General features: G+C 69.6%; 13 protein-coding genes. 3 read left to right on the top strand and 10 right to left on the bottom strand.

Translation table 11 applies throughout. The features are described from left to right. Positions 1-61: 61 nt before the first annotated feature. The 9 genes from ABFX54_RS08890 to ABFX54_RS08850 all read right to left on the bottom strand — a co-directional run bounded on the left by ABFX54_RS08890 (position 62) and on the right by ABFX54_RS08850 (position 12822). Complete coding sequence (locus ABFX54_RS08890) at positions 62-1657, bottom strand: FAD-dependent oxidoreductase (RefSeq protein ID WP_346103061.1); 1596 nt, start codon at positions 1655-1657, stop codon at positions 62-64. Continuing rightward, positions 1654-2748 (bottom strand): glycoside hydrolase 5 family protein, encoded by a 1095-nt coding sequence (locus ABFX54_RS08885; protein WP_346103059.1) that lies wholly within the window; start codon positions 2746-2748, stop codon positions 1654-1656. Before ABFX54_RS08885 ends, ABFX54_RS08890 begins: the two co-directional genes overlap by 4 nt. Then, on the bottom strand, positions 2745-3713 hold the full coding sequence (locus ABFX54_RS08880) for an acetylxylan esterase (RefSeq protein ID WP_346103057.1): 969 nt from the start codon (positions 3711-3713) through the stop codon (positions 2745-2747). The genes ABFX54_RS08885 and ABFX54_RS08880 overlap by 4 nt, the downstream gene beginning before the upstream one ends. A 9-nt stretch (positions 3714-3722) precedes the next feature. After that, entirely contained in the window at positions 3723-4604 is an 882-nt protein-coding gene (locus ABFX54_RS08875) for a carbohydrate ABC transporter permease (RefSeq protein WP_346103055.1), read from the bottom strand. Beyond that, on the bottom strand, positions 4601-5506 hold the full coding sequence (locus ABFX54_RS08870; protein ID WP_346103053.1) for a carbohydrate ABC transporter permease: 906 nt from the start codon (positions 5504-5506) through the stop codon (positions 4601-4603). The genes ABFX54_RS08875 and ABFX54_RS08870 overlap by 4 nt, the downstream gene beginning before the upstream one ends. 66 nt (positions 5507-5572) lie before the next feature. Beyond that, on the bottom strand, positions 5573-6940 hold the full coding sequence (locus tag ABFX54_RS08865) for an ABC transporter substrate-binding protein (RefSeq protein ID WP_346103051.1): 1368 nt from the start codon (positions 6938-6940) through the stop codon (positions 5573-5575). Positions 6941-6983: 43 nt separating this feature from the next. After that, positions 6984-8237, bottom strand: a complete 1254-nt coding sequence (locus tag ABFX54_RS08860; RefSeq protein WP_346103049.1) for an enolase C-terminal domain-like protein — start codon at positions 8235-8237, stop codon at positions 6984-6986. Continuing rightward, positions 8234-9112 carry an NAD-dependent epimerase/dehydratase family protein gene (locus ABFX54_RS08855; RefSeq protein WP_346103047.1) on the bottom strand — a complete coding sequence of 293 codons (879 nt, stop codon included), beginning with the start codon at positions 9110-9112 and terminating at the stop codon, positions 8234-8236. The genes ABFX54_RS08860 and ABFX54_RS08855 overlap by 4 nt, the downstream gene beginning before the upstream one ends. Positions 9113-9294: 182 nt before the next feature. After that, positions 9295-12822, bottom strand: coding sequence for a sugar-binding protein (locus ABFX54_RS08850; RefSeq protein WP_346103045.1), 3528 nt, complete (start codon positions 12820-12822; stop codon positions 9295-9297). Positions 12823-12959: 137 nt separating this feature from the next. On the opposite strand from ABFX54_RS08850, the gene ABFX54_RS08845 reads away from it, so the two are divergent. Both ABFX54_RS08845 and ABFX54_RS08840 read left to right on the top strand, forming a co-directional pair. Next, positions 12960-13964, top strand: a complete 1005-nt coding sequence (locus ABFX54_RS08845; RefSeq protein ID WP_346103044.1) for a LacI family DNA-binding transcriptional regulator — start codon at positions 12960-12962, stop codon at positions 13962-13964. 249 nt (positions 13965-14213) lie between these two features. Continuing rightward, on the top strand, positions 14214-14576 hold the full coding sequence (locus ABFX54_RS08840) for a hypothetical protein (RefSeq protein WP_346103042.1): 363 nt from the start codon (positions 14214-14216) through the stop codon (positions 14574-14576). Between the two features lie 52 nt (positions 14577-14628). On the opposite strand, the gene ABFX54_RS08835 is transcribed toward ABFX54_RS08840, so the two are convergent. Beyond that, complete coding sequence (locus ABFX54_RS08835; RefSeq protein ID WP_346103040.1) at positions 14629-14973, bottom strand: transposase; 345 nt, start codon at positions 14971-14973, stop codon at positions 14629-14631. Between the two features lie 14 nt (positions 14974-14987). Between ABFX54_RS08835 and ABFX54_RS08830 the strand changes: the two genes are divergently transcribed. Next, positions 14988-15458 (top strand): Tn3 family transposase, encoded by a 471-nt coding sequence (locus ABFX54_RS08830; RefSeq protein WP_346103038.1) that lies wholly within the window; start codon positions 14988-14990, stop codon positions 15456-15458. Positions 15459-15566: the final 108 nt, after the last annotated feature.

The following is a 15566-nucleotide window of genomic DNA, read 5'->3' as shown; positions in this document are numbered from 1 at the left end:
CGTGGTCAGGCACGCGTGGTCAGGCACGCGTGGTCAGGCACGCGTGGTCAGGCACGCGTGGTCAGGCACTGCTCCTCCCGGTGCGGACGTCGTCGGGCCATTCGAGCGTGACACCGAGGTCGTCATGAAGACGTTCCCGCAGGCGGCGCAGACTCGCGGGATCGGCCCGGAGCTCCGCCGGGGTCAGTGACGTCTCGGCGACCTGGGCCGCCAGCGCGCCGACCGCCTCACCGATGGACCATTCGACCGGATGCAACCGGTACGCGCCGTTGGAGATGTGGGTGGTGCCGATGTTCTTGTTCGCGGCGACGAGGTTGTCGACGTCGACCGGGATGAGGGCGCCGAGCGGGATCTGGAAAGGAAAGCAGTCGATGTCGACGTAGCCTCGGCCGGCCGTGCTGGGGTGCAGGTCGATGCGGTAGTGGCCGATGCCGACGCTGTCCTCGAACAAGGCGCTGCCCGCGCCGGTGCCGCGCATCTCGACCCCGATGTGCGCCTCGGTCACCTGGAACAAGGGGCGGATCCGTCGTGATTCGCGAATGTAGGGCTCCTTCGCCAGGCCGTCCGTGGTGCCCATGACATCGCCCCTGGGGCGCAGCTCGGGGTAGCCGGTGCCGCCATCATGACGAGGGGCCTCGGTCTGCATCCAGTGGACGAAGCCGAGCGTGAGGGAGCGTGCCTCCGTCAGCGCCTGTTCGCGCTCCTGAGGGCTCACGCCGAGCAGGGGGCGCTCCCAGTAGTCGATCTGCGGCCAGTTCACCAGCGTGATCTCGCCACCGGGGAAGTCCGGGTCAAGGTTGTGCCGCGACAGGATGCGACGGTAGTGCCACAGGTCGTCGGCCCCCGTACGGACTGCTTGCGCGGGCGAGTGGACGAACAGCGGCCGCCACCGCACCTCTCCCGAGTCGGGCACGATGTCCCTCCAGGACAGCTGCGGGCCGGGCCACCGGGGGTCGACGGTGTCGCGCCAGTGCTGGTAACCGGCGGGCCGATCGATCGTGTGGTCCTCGCCCGGGCGATACTCGAGCGCCACGCACCAGGTGATCGCCTGCTGGTCCCGTGGGTCCGGCTCCAGCGGGGCGTGCAGCTCGCCGGTCTCCTTACGTGACTCCGCCCCGATCGTGTGGAGCATGCCCGCATGTTCAAGGAGATCGCCCTCCTCGGTCGCGTCGGCCACGAGGCGGGCGGTCACGTCCACGGTGCCGCCGTTCCGGCCGCGCAGTCGTACGCCGGTGATCTGCCGATCACGGCGGTCCACGTTCACCACCTCGTGCTCACGCAGTACGGTGATCGCGCCCGAGGCGAGGTGTGCGGACAGCAGCTCCTCGATCGCCAGGGCGGCCACCCTCGGCTCGTGGCACAGTGCCGACACGTTGCCCCGGCCCGGGTTCAGTCGAGGGTCCGCGGCTGCGTCCGACGTAAGCGGATAAAGGCGGCGATAGTGGGCGCGGATGGTCTCGCGCAGCTCGCGGTACGAGGCTGAGCCGAGTTCGCTCTCGATCCACCGATGCTCATCCGGCGGAACTCCCTGCGTGGTCAGCTGGCCGCCGAGCCAGTCCGACCGCTCGGCGAGCACCACCCGCAGGCCGAGGCGGGCCGCGGTCAAGGCGGCGGCGACTCCCCCCAGCCCTCCTCCGACCACCAGGAGATCGATCATGACGCACTCCTCACCGCAGGCCCGACGATCGTCCCCATCCGCGCGAACCACTCCTCGGCGAAGTCGAGGTCGGGCGCCCGCCCGGCAGGCAGGACGATCTCCGCCACCGCCGCGGGTTCAGCCGGCCGCTCACGCAGCTGCGCGACCACCTCGGCCACCCGCGCCCCGATCGGTTTCGTCCGCCCTTCGGCGTCTATGAGGCCCAGGCCGTACTCGAGCTCGTCGAACCCCGTGAAGCGGCGGCTGATGTCGTGGGACGCCCACCAGGTCACGGCGGCGAGCCCGGGGATCGCGGCGGCTCGCCGCACCATCCGCTCGGCGAAGTCCTCCACGGTCACGTCCGTGAGCCAGCGGGGTGACACCCCGACCTCCTGGATCCATACCGGTTTGCCCGCGGAAGCGGCACGGGCGATCTGGGCGAGATAGTCGGGTACGGCCCAGGCGCGCTCCTCTCCGACCCTGGCCAGGGCACCGGTGAAGTACGGCCACGCGTGCACCGGGATGAGGTCGCACGCGTCGGCCAGGAACGCCCGGCCGATCGGGGCCTCGTCGTCCATCCACGGCACATGGTCGACGCCTACGGTTACAGGCACGCGGGCCGCGCGCGCGGCGCGCAGCATTCGCGCGGCCCATGGCTCGCCCCCGCCCGCCTTGAGGTGGCGCATGAGGACGTTGGGCTCGTTCGCGACGTCGACGCACCACAGCGCCGGGTGGCCTTCGACCGCACGCGCGACCTCGCCGACGAGGAGCTCCGCGGCGCTGACGGCCTCGGCGTCGGTGAACGGATCGGCGTCCTTCAGCCAGCAGGGCCGGAAGTCGAAGCCGCTCAGCCAGCCGTCCAGCACGGTCACGCAGACGTCCAGCCCGTTCTCGGCCGCCCGGTCGAGCAGGTGGACGAGGCGGCGCAGCGCGCGCGGCGACACCCACGACGGGCTGGGCTGGAACAGCGGCCACAGGCACTGCACGCGGACATGGTCGAACCCGAGCGCGGCGATCTGGTGGAGATCGTCGGCGAACGTGTCGTCGTCCTCCGCCCAGGCGTACCACCAGTTCTCCCGCGGCAGGTAGTTGACCCCGTAGCGGGCGTTCATGCCCGCGCCGCTTCCGCCAGGAGGGCGGCCTGCCGGGGCCATTGGGCGGCGGCCCCGCCTTCGTGGCCGTTGTAGGCGTGCACGGTGATCTCCTTGGGACCTGCGTAGGCGTTGAACGCGGCGAAGACCGTGGACGGGGGGCAGATCTGGTCCATGAGCGCGACGGAGAACAGCGCCGGAGCGGTGGCCAGACCGGCCAGGTTCACGCCGTCGAAATAGGAGAGCGTGTCGAACACCCGCTCGGTGCTCTCCCGGTGCACGCCGAGATAGCGCGCGATCTCCGCGTAGGGCTCGCGGTCGGTCAGGCCGACGGCCCGCTCGAAATGGCACAGGAAGGGCACGTCGGCGAGGACGGCCATGAGGCCGTCCGACAGGCCCGCGGCGGCCAGTGCGAGGCCCCCTCCTTGGCTGCCGCCGGACACCGCCACCCGGGCGGCGTCCACGGACGGATGCTCGCGCACCGCGTCGACCGCGCGGACGGCGTCGGTGAACAGCCGCCGGTAGTAGTACGTCTCGGGGTCCTCGATGCCGCGGGTCACGGCGCCGTTCGCGGCGGGTCCTGAGCCGTGCGGATCCGGAGTGGTCCCGCCGGCCCCCCAGGTGGAGCCCTGGCCACGCGTGTCCATGACCAGGCACGCGTATCCGGCGGTGACCCACGGAAGGTACTCGTGCGGTAATCCGCGGCCCGCCCCGTACCCGAGGAACTGCACGACGGCCGGGTGAGGCCCGTCTCCGGGCGGCAGAAGCAGCCAGCCGGCGATCGGGTCGCCGGCGAATCCCGGGAAACGCACGTCGAGGACCCGGCAGCCGACGAGCGGAGTCTCGGCCGGGGTGAAGCTGGCCTCTCCGCCCGCCTTCCTGGCGTCGGCGATGGTCCGCCGCCAGAAGCCGGCGAAGTCGGCGGGAACCCTGACCTCCGGCCGGTATGCACGGAGCTGGTCGATGGGAAGGTCGAAATGAGGCATCGATGTCCTTCAGCCTTTGAGCGCGCCCGCGTTGCCTGCGGCCTGCAGGAACTGGCGCTGGAGTACCAGGAAGAGACCCACGGGAATGATGACCGAGATGAAGAGCGCGGCCATGAACTGGGAGAAGTCGATGGTGCTCTGCAGCCTCGGCAGCGCGACCGAGATCGGCTGGTCCTGCGGGTTCGGCAGGACCAGCAGCGGCCAGAGGAATTCCTTGTAGGAGGCGACGAGCGTCAGCAGGCTGACGACGCCGAGAATCGGCCGCGACATCGGCAGGACGATGGAAAGGAACATTCGGAAAGGCCCTGCTCCGTCGATCCGGGCCGCGTTGAACAGCTCGCGCGGGATGTTGGCGAAGAATCGCTGCATGAGCAGCACGTTGACGGCGTTGGCCGAGGACGGGAGCCACACCGCCCACATCGAACCCAGCAGGCTGCCGTGCACGAGCGGGACGTCGATGACGGTCAGATAGAGCGCCACGAGCGAGATCACACCGGGAATGAACAGGGTGGCGAGGATCGCCGCGAACACGGCCTTGGCATACTTCGGCCGGAGAACGGCCAGGCCATAACCGCCGGTCGTCGCGACCAGCAGTCCCAGGAACAGCGACCCGGCCATGAGTTCGAGCGTGTTCCAGAAGTACCGGCCGAAGTCGACGCGCGTCCACACCCGGACGAACGCGTCCCAGTGGATGCCGCTGGGCCAGAGCGAGAACGGCGCCGACAACGTCTCGGCGGTGGTCGACGTAGCGGCTTTGAACAGCCAGAACAGCGGACCGGCGCAGAGGATCACCAGGCCGGCCAGGACGACCGCTCCGATCACCCCGAGGGCGACGCGGACGCCGGGCCTGCGTCGATCGAGAAAAGAGAGAATGCCACGCTCGTCGGTCATGACGTGCTCCAGCCTCTGGTCGCCCTGAGATACACAGCGGAAAGGGCCGCAAGAACGAGTGCCAGCAGGATGCTCAAGGCGGTGGCCCGGCCGTAGTCGCCCGAGATGAACGCGTAACGATAGATGAGCATCAAGACCGTGATGGTCCGGTTCTCCGGGCCGCCGTTCGTCATGATGTACGGCTCGGTGAAGACCTGGAACGTGCCGATGACCTGCAGCAGGAACATCACGAGCAGAACCGTGCGCATCTGGGGGAGCGTGATGTGCCAGAACCGGCGCAGCGCCCCCGCACCGTCGCTCTCGGCCGCGTCGTACAACTCGGTCTGGATGCCCATCAGCGTCGCCAGATAGATGATCGTCGCGGTGCCGAACGACGCCCACGTCGCCTGCAGCACGATCGACGGCATGGCCAGATCGCCATTGTTCAGCCAGGGAACCGGGCCAAGGTGGAACCAGCCGAGAATCGAGTTGAACACTCCCTGCGGACTGGGGTCGAAGAACGCCTTCCACAGCAGCACGGCGACGACCGGAGGGAAGATGACCGGCACGTAGACCAAGACGGATGCGAGCTTCCGAGCGCGCCGCAGTTCGGCGATGAACACCGCCAGCAGCACCGGCACCGGGAACCCGATCACGAAGGCCAGTACCGAGAACCACAGCGTGTTGGACGCCGCGGTCAGCAGCAGAGGGTCCTTCAGGACGCGGGCGAAGTTGTCCAGCCCGACCCACTCGGAGGTGAGAAAGTTCGTCCGCTGCAGGCTGAGCAGCAGCGAGCGAAGGATCGGCCACCACGAGAACAGCCCGAAGGACACGAGCACCGGAATGAAGAAGAGCAACGTCGAGAGCCCGCCGCCGCGCACCCAGCGCGAAAACCCCTGCCTGGGGGAGCTTGCATCCGTCATCGTTCGAAAGCGCCTTTCTGGACTGCCGTCCCCGCCGCTTCGGCAAGAGCGGTGGGGAACGACGGCTCAGCCCGCGTCAATGGCGGACTGGGCCTGCTTCTGAGCGTCATCGAGCAGAGCGGAGATATCGGCGTCCTTTCGCGTCAGCACCGCCTGCACGACGTTGTCGAGGATTCCGTAGGTCTCCTGCGCCTTCGCCGCCGGTTCGGGCACGAGCGGCAGGGTCTTGGCCGAGTCGAAGTAGGCCCTGAAGTGCTCGCGGGGGACGTTGATGTAGTCCTTCACCCAGGTCAGATACCGGTCGGTGGTGGCCTGGTCGAACAGCGGGAGCACCGGCGCGCCCACCGGCAGCCCGTCGGCGGCGCTGGCCTTGGCGAGCGTGACGGCGGCCTGCTGGTCGTTGTACCTGCTGAACTCGGCGTAGTCGATCCACTTGAGCGCGGCTTTGATCTCCTCCGCCGTGGCCCGGGGGTTGATGACGGCCACAGAGCCGCCGCCCAGGGTGCCGAGCGCGCCGGGCGCCTGCGGCAGCGGGGCGAGGCCGAAGTCATCCGGCTTCATACCCAGGGACTGGACCACCCGCGTGTACGTGTCGGCGCCCTGCACGATCATGCCGACCTTGCCGCTGGCCAGCGCGTTCGTGATGTCCTCGTACCCGATGAGGAAGTCGGAGCCGAAGGCGTCGTCCTCCCAGCGCACGGCGCGGTAGAACTCGAGCGCGCGGCGGATGGCGTCGTTGTTGACGGTGGCCTGCTTGCCGTCGTCGGACTGGATCTTGCTCCCGTAGGCGTAACTCATGGCCGTGAGCACCCAGCCGCCGGTGTAGTCCTTGGTCATGGCGCCGAAGCCCGCCACGCCGGTCTTGGCGTGGATGGTCTTCGCGGCGGCCCGCACCTCGTCCCAGGTCTTCGGCGGCGCGTCGGGGTCGAGGCCGGCCTTGGTGAACAGGGCCCGGTTGTACAGCAAGCCCATGCTGTACGCCTGGACGGGAACGCCGAAGATGTGGTTCTCCGGGCCGGTGGCGACCTTCAGGATCGACGGGTTGACGCGCTTGACGTTGGAGCCGGCGCCGACGTGGCCGGTGATGTCGGCGGCCTGCTGCCGGGTGATGATGCCCTGCATCTCGGTGAAAGGCACGTAGAACACCGTGGGGAGTTTCCCGCCGGCGACGAGCGCCTGGAAGGTGTTCACGTCGAACACCGATTCGTCGCCGGTGACCTTGATGCCGGGGTTGGCCTTGGAGAACTCGGAGATCTTCCGCTGGAACGCCTTGAGCAGGTCGGGGTTCTCCTGCGTGGGCTGACCTGCGACGGTGATGGACACGGAACCGGGCTTCGACGTGCTCTCGGTGCCGCCACAGCCCGAGACGAGAGCGAGCGCCGCGGCACTGGCACCGAGGGCGGCAGCGAACTTCCGGACATTGGTGGGGGGCATGGGTCTCCTCAGGATGTGGTACTGGTGTGTCGGAAACCTGCGGTCAGGGGGCGATGAGTCCGCCGTCCAGTCCTCGGACGCGGGCGGCCCAGGCATCGTGGCCCGACAGCCCGGCGGGGAAGCGGGCGGCGGCGGATTCGTCGAGGTCGATCCCCCAGCCGGGGCTTTCGTTCGGGCGCAGCCAGCCGCGCTCGATGCGCAGGGTACCCGGGAACACCTCGTGCACGGCTTCGCTGTACAGGTGTCCTTCCTGGATGCCGAACGCCGGGCTGGTCACGTCCAGCGCGACGTTGGCGGCGGCACCGATGGGCGAGGTGTCGCCTGGACCGTGCCAGGCCGTGCGGACGCCGACGAGCTCGGCCGCCGCCGCGATCTTGCGTGCGGCCGTCAGCCCGCCGATGTCCGACACATGTGAGCGGATGAAGTCCACGCCACCGCCCAGGACCAGGCGCGCGGCATCCGTCACCGACGTCGTCAGCTCACCGACCGCGATCGGCACGGGCGAGGCGGCGCGTACCTCTGGTAACCGGTCCCAGTGCTCGGGGGCGATGACGTCCTCGAGGAAGAAGAGCCGGTAGGGCTCCAGAGCGCGCGCGAGGACGACCGCCTGCTTGGGGCTCAGCCGCGAGTGAACGTCGTGCAGCAACTCGATGTCGTCGCCCAGGCGCTCGCGGGCGGCGGCGAACAGCTCCGTCGTCCGCCGCAGGTACTCCGGCACGCGCCAGCCACCCGGATACGGCGCAAACTTGTCGGAGATGTCGGTCGTCATCGGAGCGCCGTAGGTGCCGGGGCCCGACTGGCCGAGCTGTAGCCTGATGTGCCGCAGGTCGGCCTCGCGCAGGCGTTCGGCCTGGTCAAGAGTCTCGGCGATGGTGGCACCCGCCGCGTGCAGGTACGTGTCGGCGGCGGCGCGCACCTTGCCGCCCAGCAGCTCGTGAACGGGCCTTCCCGCTCGCTTGCCGGCGATGTCCCACAATGCCTGGTCGAGCCCGGAGATCGCGTTGTTGCCCACCGGCCCCTCGCGCCAATAGCCGGAGAAGCGGGCCAGCCGTACCAGGTCCTCGATATCGCCGGGGTAGCGGCCGATGACGAGCCGGGCGAGATGGTCCTCGACGTACGAGGCGACCGCGCGCCACCGCTGGGTGTAGGTGGCGCAGCCCAGCCCGTAGAGGCCGTCGTCGCTGGTGGTCACCTTGACGACGAGCAGCGGGATGCCTTCGGGGGCGGTGACGATGGCCCGGACGCCCGTGATGCGCACGTCGTCGGGCGCGTCCCAGGGCTGGTCGAATGCGGTCATGCCGAGGTCTCCAAGCAGATCGGGTCGCCCAGCCGGTGCTGGGGCGTCCAGCCGAGGACGCGGCGGGCGGCGGAGGTGTCGATCGGGGCGGTGCGGCCGGGGAAGTCCCTGCGACGCTCGCTCGCCGGGGCGAAGCGGTCGAGCAGCAGGTCGGTCGGCTCCTGGACGAGAGTGTCCGCCGCGGCCAGCAACAGGGTGTGCATCCCGGTGATCGGCCGCGTCAGCCCGCGCAGCACCGCGTCCAGCGCGTCCGCCATCGCCAGGTACGCCCAGCCCTCCCGGGCGAGACGTTCCAGCTCGTCCGGGTTGTCACGCAGGCGTGCGGCGAACGCCCGCAGCTCGGGCAGGTTTCGTACGAGGGGGAAGCGCAGAGCGATCACCGTGATGCCCCAGCGGCTGTGCGCCCAGGCTCCGGTCTGCTCGTCGACCCACTTGGACAGGGAGTAGGCATCGTCATGGGCGACCGGTGACAATTCGTCGAGCGGATAGTAGGCGGGAGTGAGATCGTGCCGGTTGAAGGGCACGCCGAAGGCGTTGATCGAGCTGGCGATCACCGCGCGGCGTACGCCGGCCTCGCCCGCGAGGTTGAGCACGGTGAAGGTGGCCGAGGTGTTGCCCACGAACACCTCACGAGCCGTTCCCAGGCCCGGATGCGGTATCGCGGCAAGGTGCACGACAGCGTCCGCGTCCTTGAGCGCCCGTCGGACCAGGCTCTCGTCGGCGGCGTCACCGGTGAACACCCGGTCGGCCCGCGACGGGGCCGACCAGGCGGCCGAAAGCGCCGTCACGGAGATGCCCGCGGTCAGCAGCGCTTCCACGACCGGCCGGCCGATGGTGCCGTCGGCACCGGTGACCAGCACGCGCGTGGGCTTCACAGGCGGGGGCTTCACGGGGGCGATATCAGTCAAGAGTAGTCCTCGGAGAATAAATGCGAAACCGCTTTCGCTAGCAGACCACAAGATCTTAGAGCGTGTCAATCGCCGCGCTACCAGGGGATTCGCGGGTCCTGCGGGGCCGTCCCAAGTCCTGGGACGGCCCCGCTACCGGGCCGGGGCGCTCACCGGCGGCACGTGACGCTCTTGTAGCCGAGCTCACGGTCCTGATGGACGAACTCCTTGCCGGCGTTCAGGTACGACGCGGAGACCACCGCCGTCCCCCCGACCAGTTCCTTTCCCGAGCCGGTGAACGTGTGCAGGACCGCACGGCCGGGAGCGACCCGTAGATACGCCTTCTCGCCCACAGGCGTGCTGACGCGAAGGTCGACCGCCTGCCTTTCCAGGTTCACCGCCGCCACGGTGAGGCGCGGCGGAGAGGACAGGCAGGACGACAGCGCGGTGGCCTTCACCCTGACCGTGCCCGGCGCGGCCGCCATCAGGCGCAACGGCCGGAACTTCGCGGGGTCCTTCGACTCAGCCACGCCCTTGCCCCACGTGCTCCAGCCGCGCCGGCCGGAACCGTCGTTCTCGTTGACGGCGACGGTCGCCGCGAGGACCCTGTCGGCCGCGTTCACCCCGATCGCGCCGAACGGGACGGACAGCTCGTACGTGGTCGTCTTCGCGGCCTCGTCCCGCGTGACCGCCGACGCCATTCCCTCGGTCGTGGCGTTCGCGGGCAGCCAGCGCGCGAGGTCCACCGGGCCGGCGCCGGTCAGGGCCGTGCCGATCTCGTTGACCGGTTCCGCGGCCTCGCCCGGCCAGCCCGGTGTCACCCCGAGCTGGACGCTGTCGCCCTGCCAGATGTTCGTGGAGCGCGCGGGCTGGGCGTGCGCGTTGTCGGTGATCACGGCGCTCACGTACAGGCGTCCGGTGTCGTGGGTGAGCCAGAGCCGGCCGCTGTGATCGTCGTCGCCCGCCCAGCCGGTGATGACCTGCTCGGCCGCACCGAGCGGCTGCGCGGGAAGGACGGACACGGACTCGTCGAGCTTGCCGTCCACGTGCACGGGGCGGAACGGCACCTCGACCGGTTCCACGTCGGCGAGTGCCCCGTGCGCGGTGGCGGTCGCGTCGCCGGTGGCCGTGGCCGACCAGGCGCCCGGCTCGGACACCGGTACGTCCGCGGTGACGGTGTCGTTCCCGGCGACGGTCGTGCCGGGCAGGGATCGGCCGCTCGACGAGCCCACTGTCCAGTCGATGCCGTCGAGTTCGACCGGTTCCGCGCCACGGTTCACGAGCGTGAGCCGGAGCAGGTCGGCGCCGGTGGCGTCGAGCGCGTGCGCCCCGGTGAGCCCGAGCCGGGCCACCACGTCGGCACTCGTGGTGAGCAGCCCGATCGTACGCTCGCCCTCGCGGACCTCGGCGGTCCAGGTACGCGTCCCCACGCCCGCCGCCGGCACCGTGACGGCCACGGACCTGGTCTCACCCGCGGGGACCTGGGCCGGCGTCGTGCCGGTGCCGGTGCGCAGGGACACGTCCAGCGCGCGGTCCCCCGCGGTGACCGTCCACGTCGCCGGAGGCGCCAGGTTCTCGATGGCCTTGCCGACCGTGAGCGAGTACGGCGACCGCGGGGACACCTCCCCCAGTGCTCCGGTGAGGTACACCGGGTCCTTGCCGACCGCCACGTGGACCAGGCCGCCGGCGTCGGGCTGCAGCGTCGTCCGTGCGCCGTAGAGACCGGTCACCGTGACGTCACCCGTCGCCTTGACGCTCCAGGTCTCCGGCTTCAGCGACCACAGGGCCTGCACGCGGGTCGTGGCGGGCTCGCCCGAGCGGGGGCCGAACTCCACCCCGTACCGGCCGGCGCCCGGGTCGAGCACCTGCCGGACGGCGCGGTCGTCGATCTGGCGGGTCAGGATGCCCTGTGCGACGAAGGACGGCTTCGGGGTGTACGCGCCGCGGGGGTCGTTCTCGTTCCTGATCATGCCGAAGCGGTGCTCGGGGTTTTTCGGGTCGGTGCCGTCGTCCTTGAAGTCGTAGACGGTGTAGCGGCCGATCCCCTTGCCGACGGCCAGCAGTTGCGCCCGGGACAGGTTGCGGGCCTGCGACTTCTCGTCGGCGCCGAGCGGCGTGTCGGAGGTGTGCCAGCCGTGCTCGCTGAGCCAGATCGGCATGTCGCGGTGCCCGGCGGCGTCGAGCTTGGCGCGGATCACGCCGACGTGGTTCATGAACGCCTCAGGCTCCGCGCCGAAGTCGTACGGATGCGTGGTGAACGCGTCGATGTCATCCAGGCCGCCCGCGGCGATGAACCTGTCCACCCAGGCCGACCAGTCGTCCATCGGAGCCAGCGCCGGGCCGGCGAGCTTCACGTCAGGGTGAGCCGCGCGGACCCGCTCGGCGGTCGTCTTCAGCAGCGCCGCGTAGTTCTCCGCCGTCGCGCCGGCCGGCCCGGTCCTGTCGCGCAGGTTCCACTCGTTCCACACCTCGTAGAACGTGTCGTCCGTACCGAAGGTGGCGACCGAGACGTCGGCGTAGTTCGCGAACCCGTCACGCCCGGCCTGCGTGGCCGGGGCTTCGCCCTCGTGGTAGAGGCCGTTGCCGTACGCGAGGATGTCGAAGAACTCGAGGTTGTTCCGCGACAGCGCGGCGGTGTACGCGTCCACCCTCGCCGGGAAGTCGATCGTGCCCTTGACCTTCTCCGCCTGGGCCCAATACGCCTCGTCCCTGGCGAAGCCGATCCCCGCCCTGGCGAGCAGCGGGATCGTGTCAGGGGACCACGCCTGCCCGTAGTGCGTCGCGGCTCCGATGCGTTCCTCGCGCGCGTCGGACGCGGGCAGCACCGACACGTCGGTGCCGCCCGCGACGCGGCGGCCGTCGGGCTGCACGGCCACGAGGTCGACCGCGTACCAGCCGGTGGGCAGTTTGCCGAGCGTCAGCCTGCCGCCCAGCTCCGAGGTGTCCCGCCTGCCGGAGGTCACCACGGCGTTGCCGGCGTCGCGTACGGTCCACTCCAGGGACCCGGCCGCGGTCCGGAAGCCGAACGACACCTCGTCCCCGGTGCTGAACGCGTTACCGGTCGCCACCGGGACGACCGCGAGGTCGGGCACCGGGCCCTGCGCGGTCACGTCGTCCACGTCGATCGTCGCGGCCGGGCCGTTGACCAGCCGGAACGCGTCGACCAGGAGCGACATCTGCTTGACCGGGCCGTGCCAGACGCCGTCGTTCGCACCGCCCCAGTGGATGTACTCCCTGCCACCCGCGAAGTCGCTCACGGTGAGGTTCTGCCACTGCGATCCGGGAGTGAGCGGGAGGGTCTGCTGGTGCGCCTGCCCGGTACTGTCGACCATCCGCAGGACGACGCCCTTGAGCTGGGTGCTGCGCAGGGCGAAGCTCAGCGAGCGGGCATCGACCGAGGAGACGCCGCGGGCCAGCTCCGCGGTCCCGCTGGGCGCGTTCACCTGCAGGCGCGCGGCGCCGATGCCGCTCGCCGGCGCGTCCGAGGTCACGCTCAGCGCCGCGGTCGCGCCGCCGCCGGTCGCCGTGAACCATGGGGTGACGCCGTTCTCGAAGTCCCCCAGTACGACGTCGCCCGGTACGGCCTGGGCCGGCGCGGCAGGCGCGACGAGCGCCGTCACGGCCACGGCGATCGCGACGAACGTTCTCCGTAAGGGACTTCCGGTCAATCGGCGGGCGGGGGTGCGGCCCATCGACATGCTCGCTCTCCTCGTCACTGGGATGCGAAACCGATTTCGCATGGGCGAAGTGTGAGCGGCGGCGAGGCCGCTGTCAAGGTCCGGCCCACGGTCCGGCGTGGGCGAGGCCACTGACCCTCCTTAGGTACAATCGCCCAGTGCCGTCCAACCGCAAAGGCAGTGTTCGGCTGAGCGATGTGGCAGCGATTGCCGGAGTGTCGCTCTCGACTGCCTCGAAAGTGCTCAACGGAACGGACCGGATTTCCGAGGCGACGCGTGCGCGGGTGCTCGCCGTCGCCGAGCGTCTTGACTTCAGGCCGAATGCGCTTGCGCGCTCCTTCGCGCTGGGCCGCAGTCGCACCATCGGTGTGCTCACCCATCGCGCGGCGAGCACGTTCTCCGGGCCCGTCGTCATCGGCGCGGTCGTACAACTGGGCAAGCTCCAGCAAGCCGCTCTCGTCTTCGACGAAGACGTTCTCGTCCATCGTGAGATAACCGAAAGCATCCGCCAGTTCCAGGCCCGCCAGATCGACGGGCTTCTCGTCGTCGGCGACGGCCACGAACGCCGGTCACCGTCGATCACCCACCATTTCACCGTGCCGGTGACCTACGCCTTCGCCGCCTCCGACCACCCGGAAGACGTCGTCTATCTGCCCGACAACGAAGGCGCGGGAGCCCTCGCCACCCGACATCTGCTCGAACGTGGCCGCACGCATATCGCCCACCTCACCGGCCACCCGTCGAGTATCGCCGTGGACCTGCGAGAACGCGGCATGCTCACCGCCCTGAAGGAGGCCGGTCTCCGCCCCGCCGCCCCGACCCGTTACGGCTCCTGGATCGAGGACTCGGGGGAGAAGGCCATGCGCGAACTGCTGGACTCCGGCGCGAAAGTCGACGCGGTTTTCTGCGGCAATGACCATATCGCCCGCGGCGTGCTCACCGTCTGCGCGGCCAAAGGCATACGCGTACCTGATGACGTGGCCATCGTGGGCGTGGACAACTGGGAGGGAATAATCGTCGACCAGGGCGTCCGCCGGCTGACGACAATCGACCTCGAACTCAGAACCCTGGGACAACTGGCCGCCGCCGACGTCCTCACCGACGACCGCACCCCGGGGGAACATCACGTCCCCCCCACCCTCGTACTCGGCCCATCTTCCTGACCACGATGAGGTACGGCGGATCTCCCGCCGCTGACGGGATGCCCCACGCCCACACCACGTCGGGGGCATCGGCGAACAACTCGGGGATGGCCTTGTTCGGGTGGTCGGCGTGCCGGCGGCGGTCGCGGCGACGATCGGCTCCAGCGCAGTGACCGCCACAGACTGGGCTTCCTCGATGACGGCGACGACCTGCGCCATGTCTACTTCTCGCCCGTCGGCGCGGACTCTGCGCCTAGGACACTTCCATCCATGCTGGTCAAGCGGGATGTGAGTATTTGTGGCCGCACCCGTCGCTCCATGGCGGAGTTCAACGGAGTTCACCCGCGGCATCCGGATGCCGGTGCGCAGGGTCTCGATGCCGGCTTCGGCGAGGACCTCGTCCAGGTACAGGTCTTCTTGTTTGGTGCCACCCTGCCCATGATCCGTTGGGGTGTCGGCCGTGCTCGGTGCGTGCTCGTACGCCCCGTTACATGCCGTCAGAACCCGGCAGTGTCGGACACGCAGAGCGCGTTGAGGTGGCACGAACCATCACTCAACGGCACAGGGCGGCGCTTGAAGATCTTGCTTCCGATCCGACGGTCGCAGGTTCTAATCCTGCAGGGCGCGCTTTGATCATGGTCTGACCTGCGGTTACGCGGGAGCGGACGCGTTCTAGAATTTTCGTCTAGCGGTTGCGTGCTCCGTACGTGCTCGCCCGCACCAACCCCGCACGCACCATGATCCATTCGCCGTCCTCCCGCTCGGCCCAAGAGCGGCGGCCCCGCCTCGCCGCGAGCAGGCGGCGAACGCGGGGCCGGATGCTTGATCCGACTGTCAGCTCCTCGGCGAGATGAGCTTCCCAGAAGTAGTAGTACGCCGCGCTCTTGGGCGGCAGGTGGTCCCATTGCACGCCGGTCCACCCCTGGTGGCGGATGGCGTTGACGATCTCGCGCAACTCGTAGCCGCCCTCGTGACCGCTGACGGACGGATGCGCGGCCTTCCATGCGGTGAGCACCGGCTCGATCAACACCCACTGCGCGTCGGTTGAGTCGCTCGGGTGCGGCTTACGATCAGTCACTCAACCATCACAGCACGCCCCGGCCCGCCAGCACGGCGGTAACGCTACAAATCCCAACGATCACACTGCGACATCACGGGCATAGGCTCACAAGCTGCACTCTCAGGAAAAAGATCTCGCGGCAACTGAATAAGGGGGAGAGCCCGCACGCGCTGCGCCGCGACCTGCACTACGCGCAGCAGGGCACGATCACCCGCCCGCACCTGGAGCAGCAGACCGAGCGGGCGTGGTGCCTGACCCTGCCGACGAACTCGGTGGTCGCACGGACGGCCGAATATTATTCCAGAGCGGTGCTGGAGCTGCGTTCGCAGGGCCGGGAGGTGAGCGACGAGATCCTGTCGCACATCTCGCCCGGGCACGGCGACAACATCAACTTCTTCGGGGTGATTGATGTCGACGTGGAGGCGGAGCCGGCCAAGCTCGACCCCAGCGGATGACGGCCGCTGCGGCTCGCGCAGTTGCGCGAGCTAGGGCTGACGCCCTGACAGGCCCTGCGTCGCGCTCGGAAGGAGCGGTGCAGTAGACGGGTGGAGGAGGCCGCCGGG

It is taken from the genome of Nonomuraea maheshkhaliensis (assembly GCF_039529435.1).
Classification (GTDB): Bacteria; Actinomycetota; Actinomycetes; order Streptosporangiales; family Streptosporangiaceae; genus Nonomuraea; species Nonomuraea maheshkhaliensis.
This window is presented reverse-complemented; position numbering and strand designations above follow the sequence as displayed.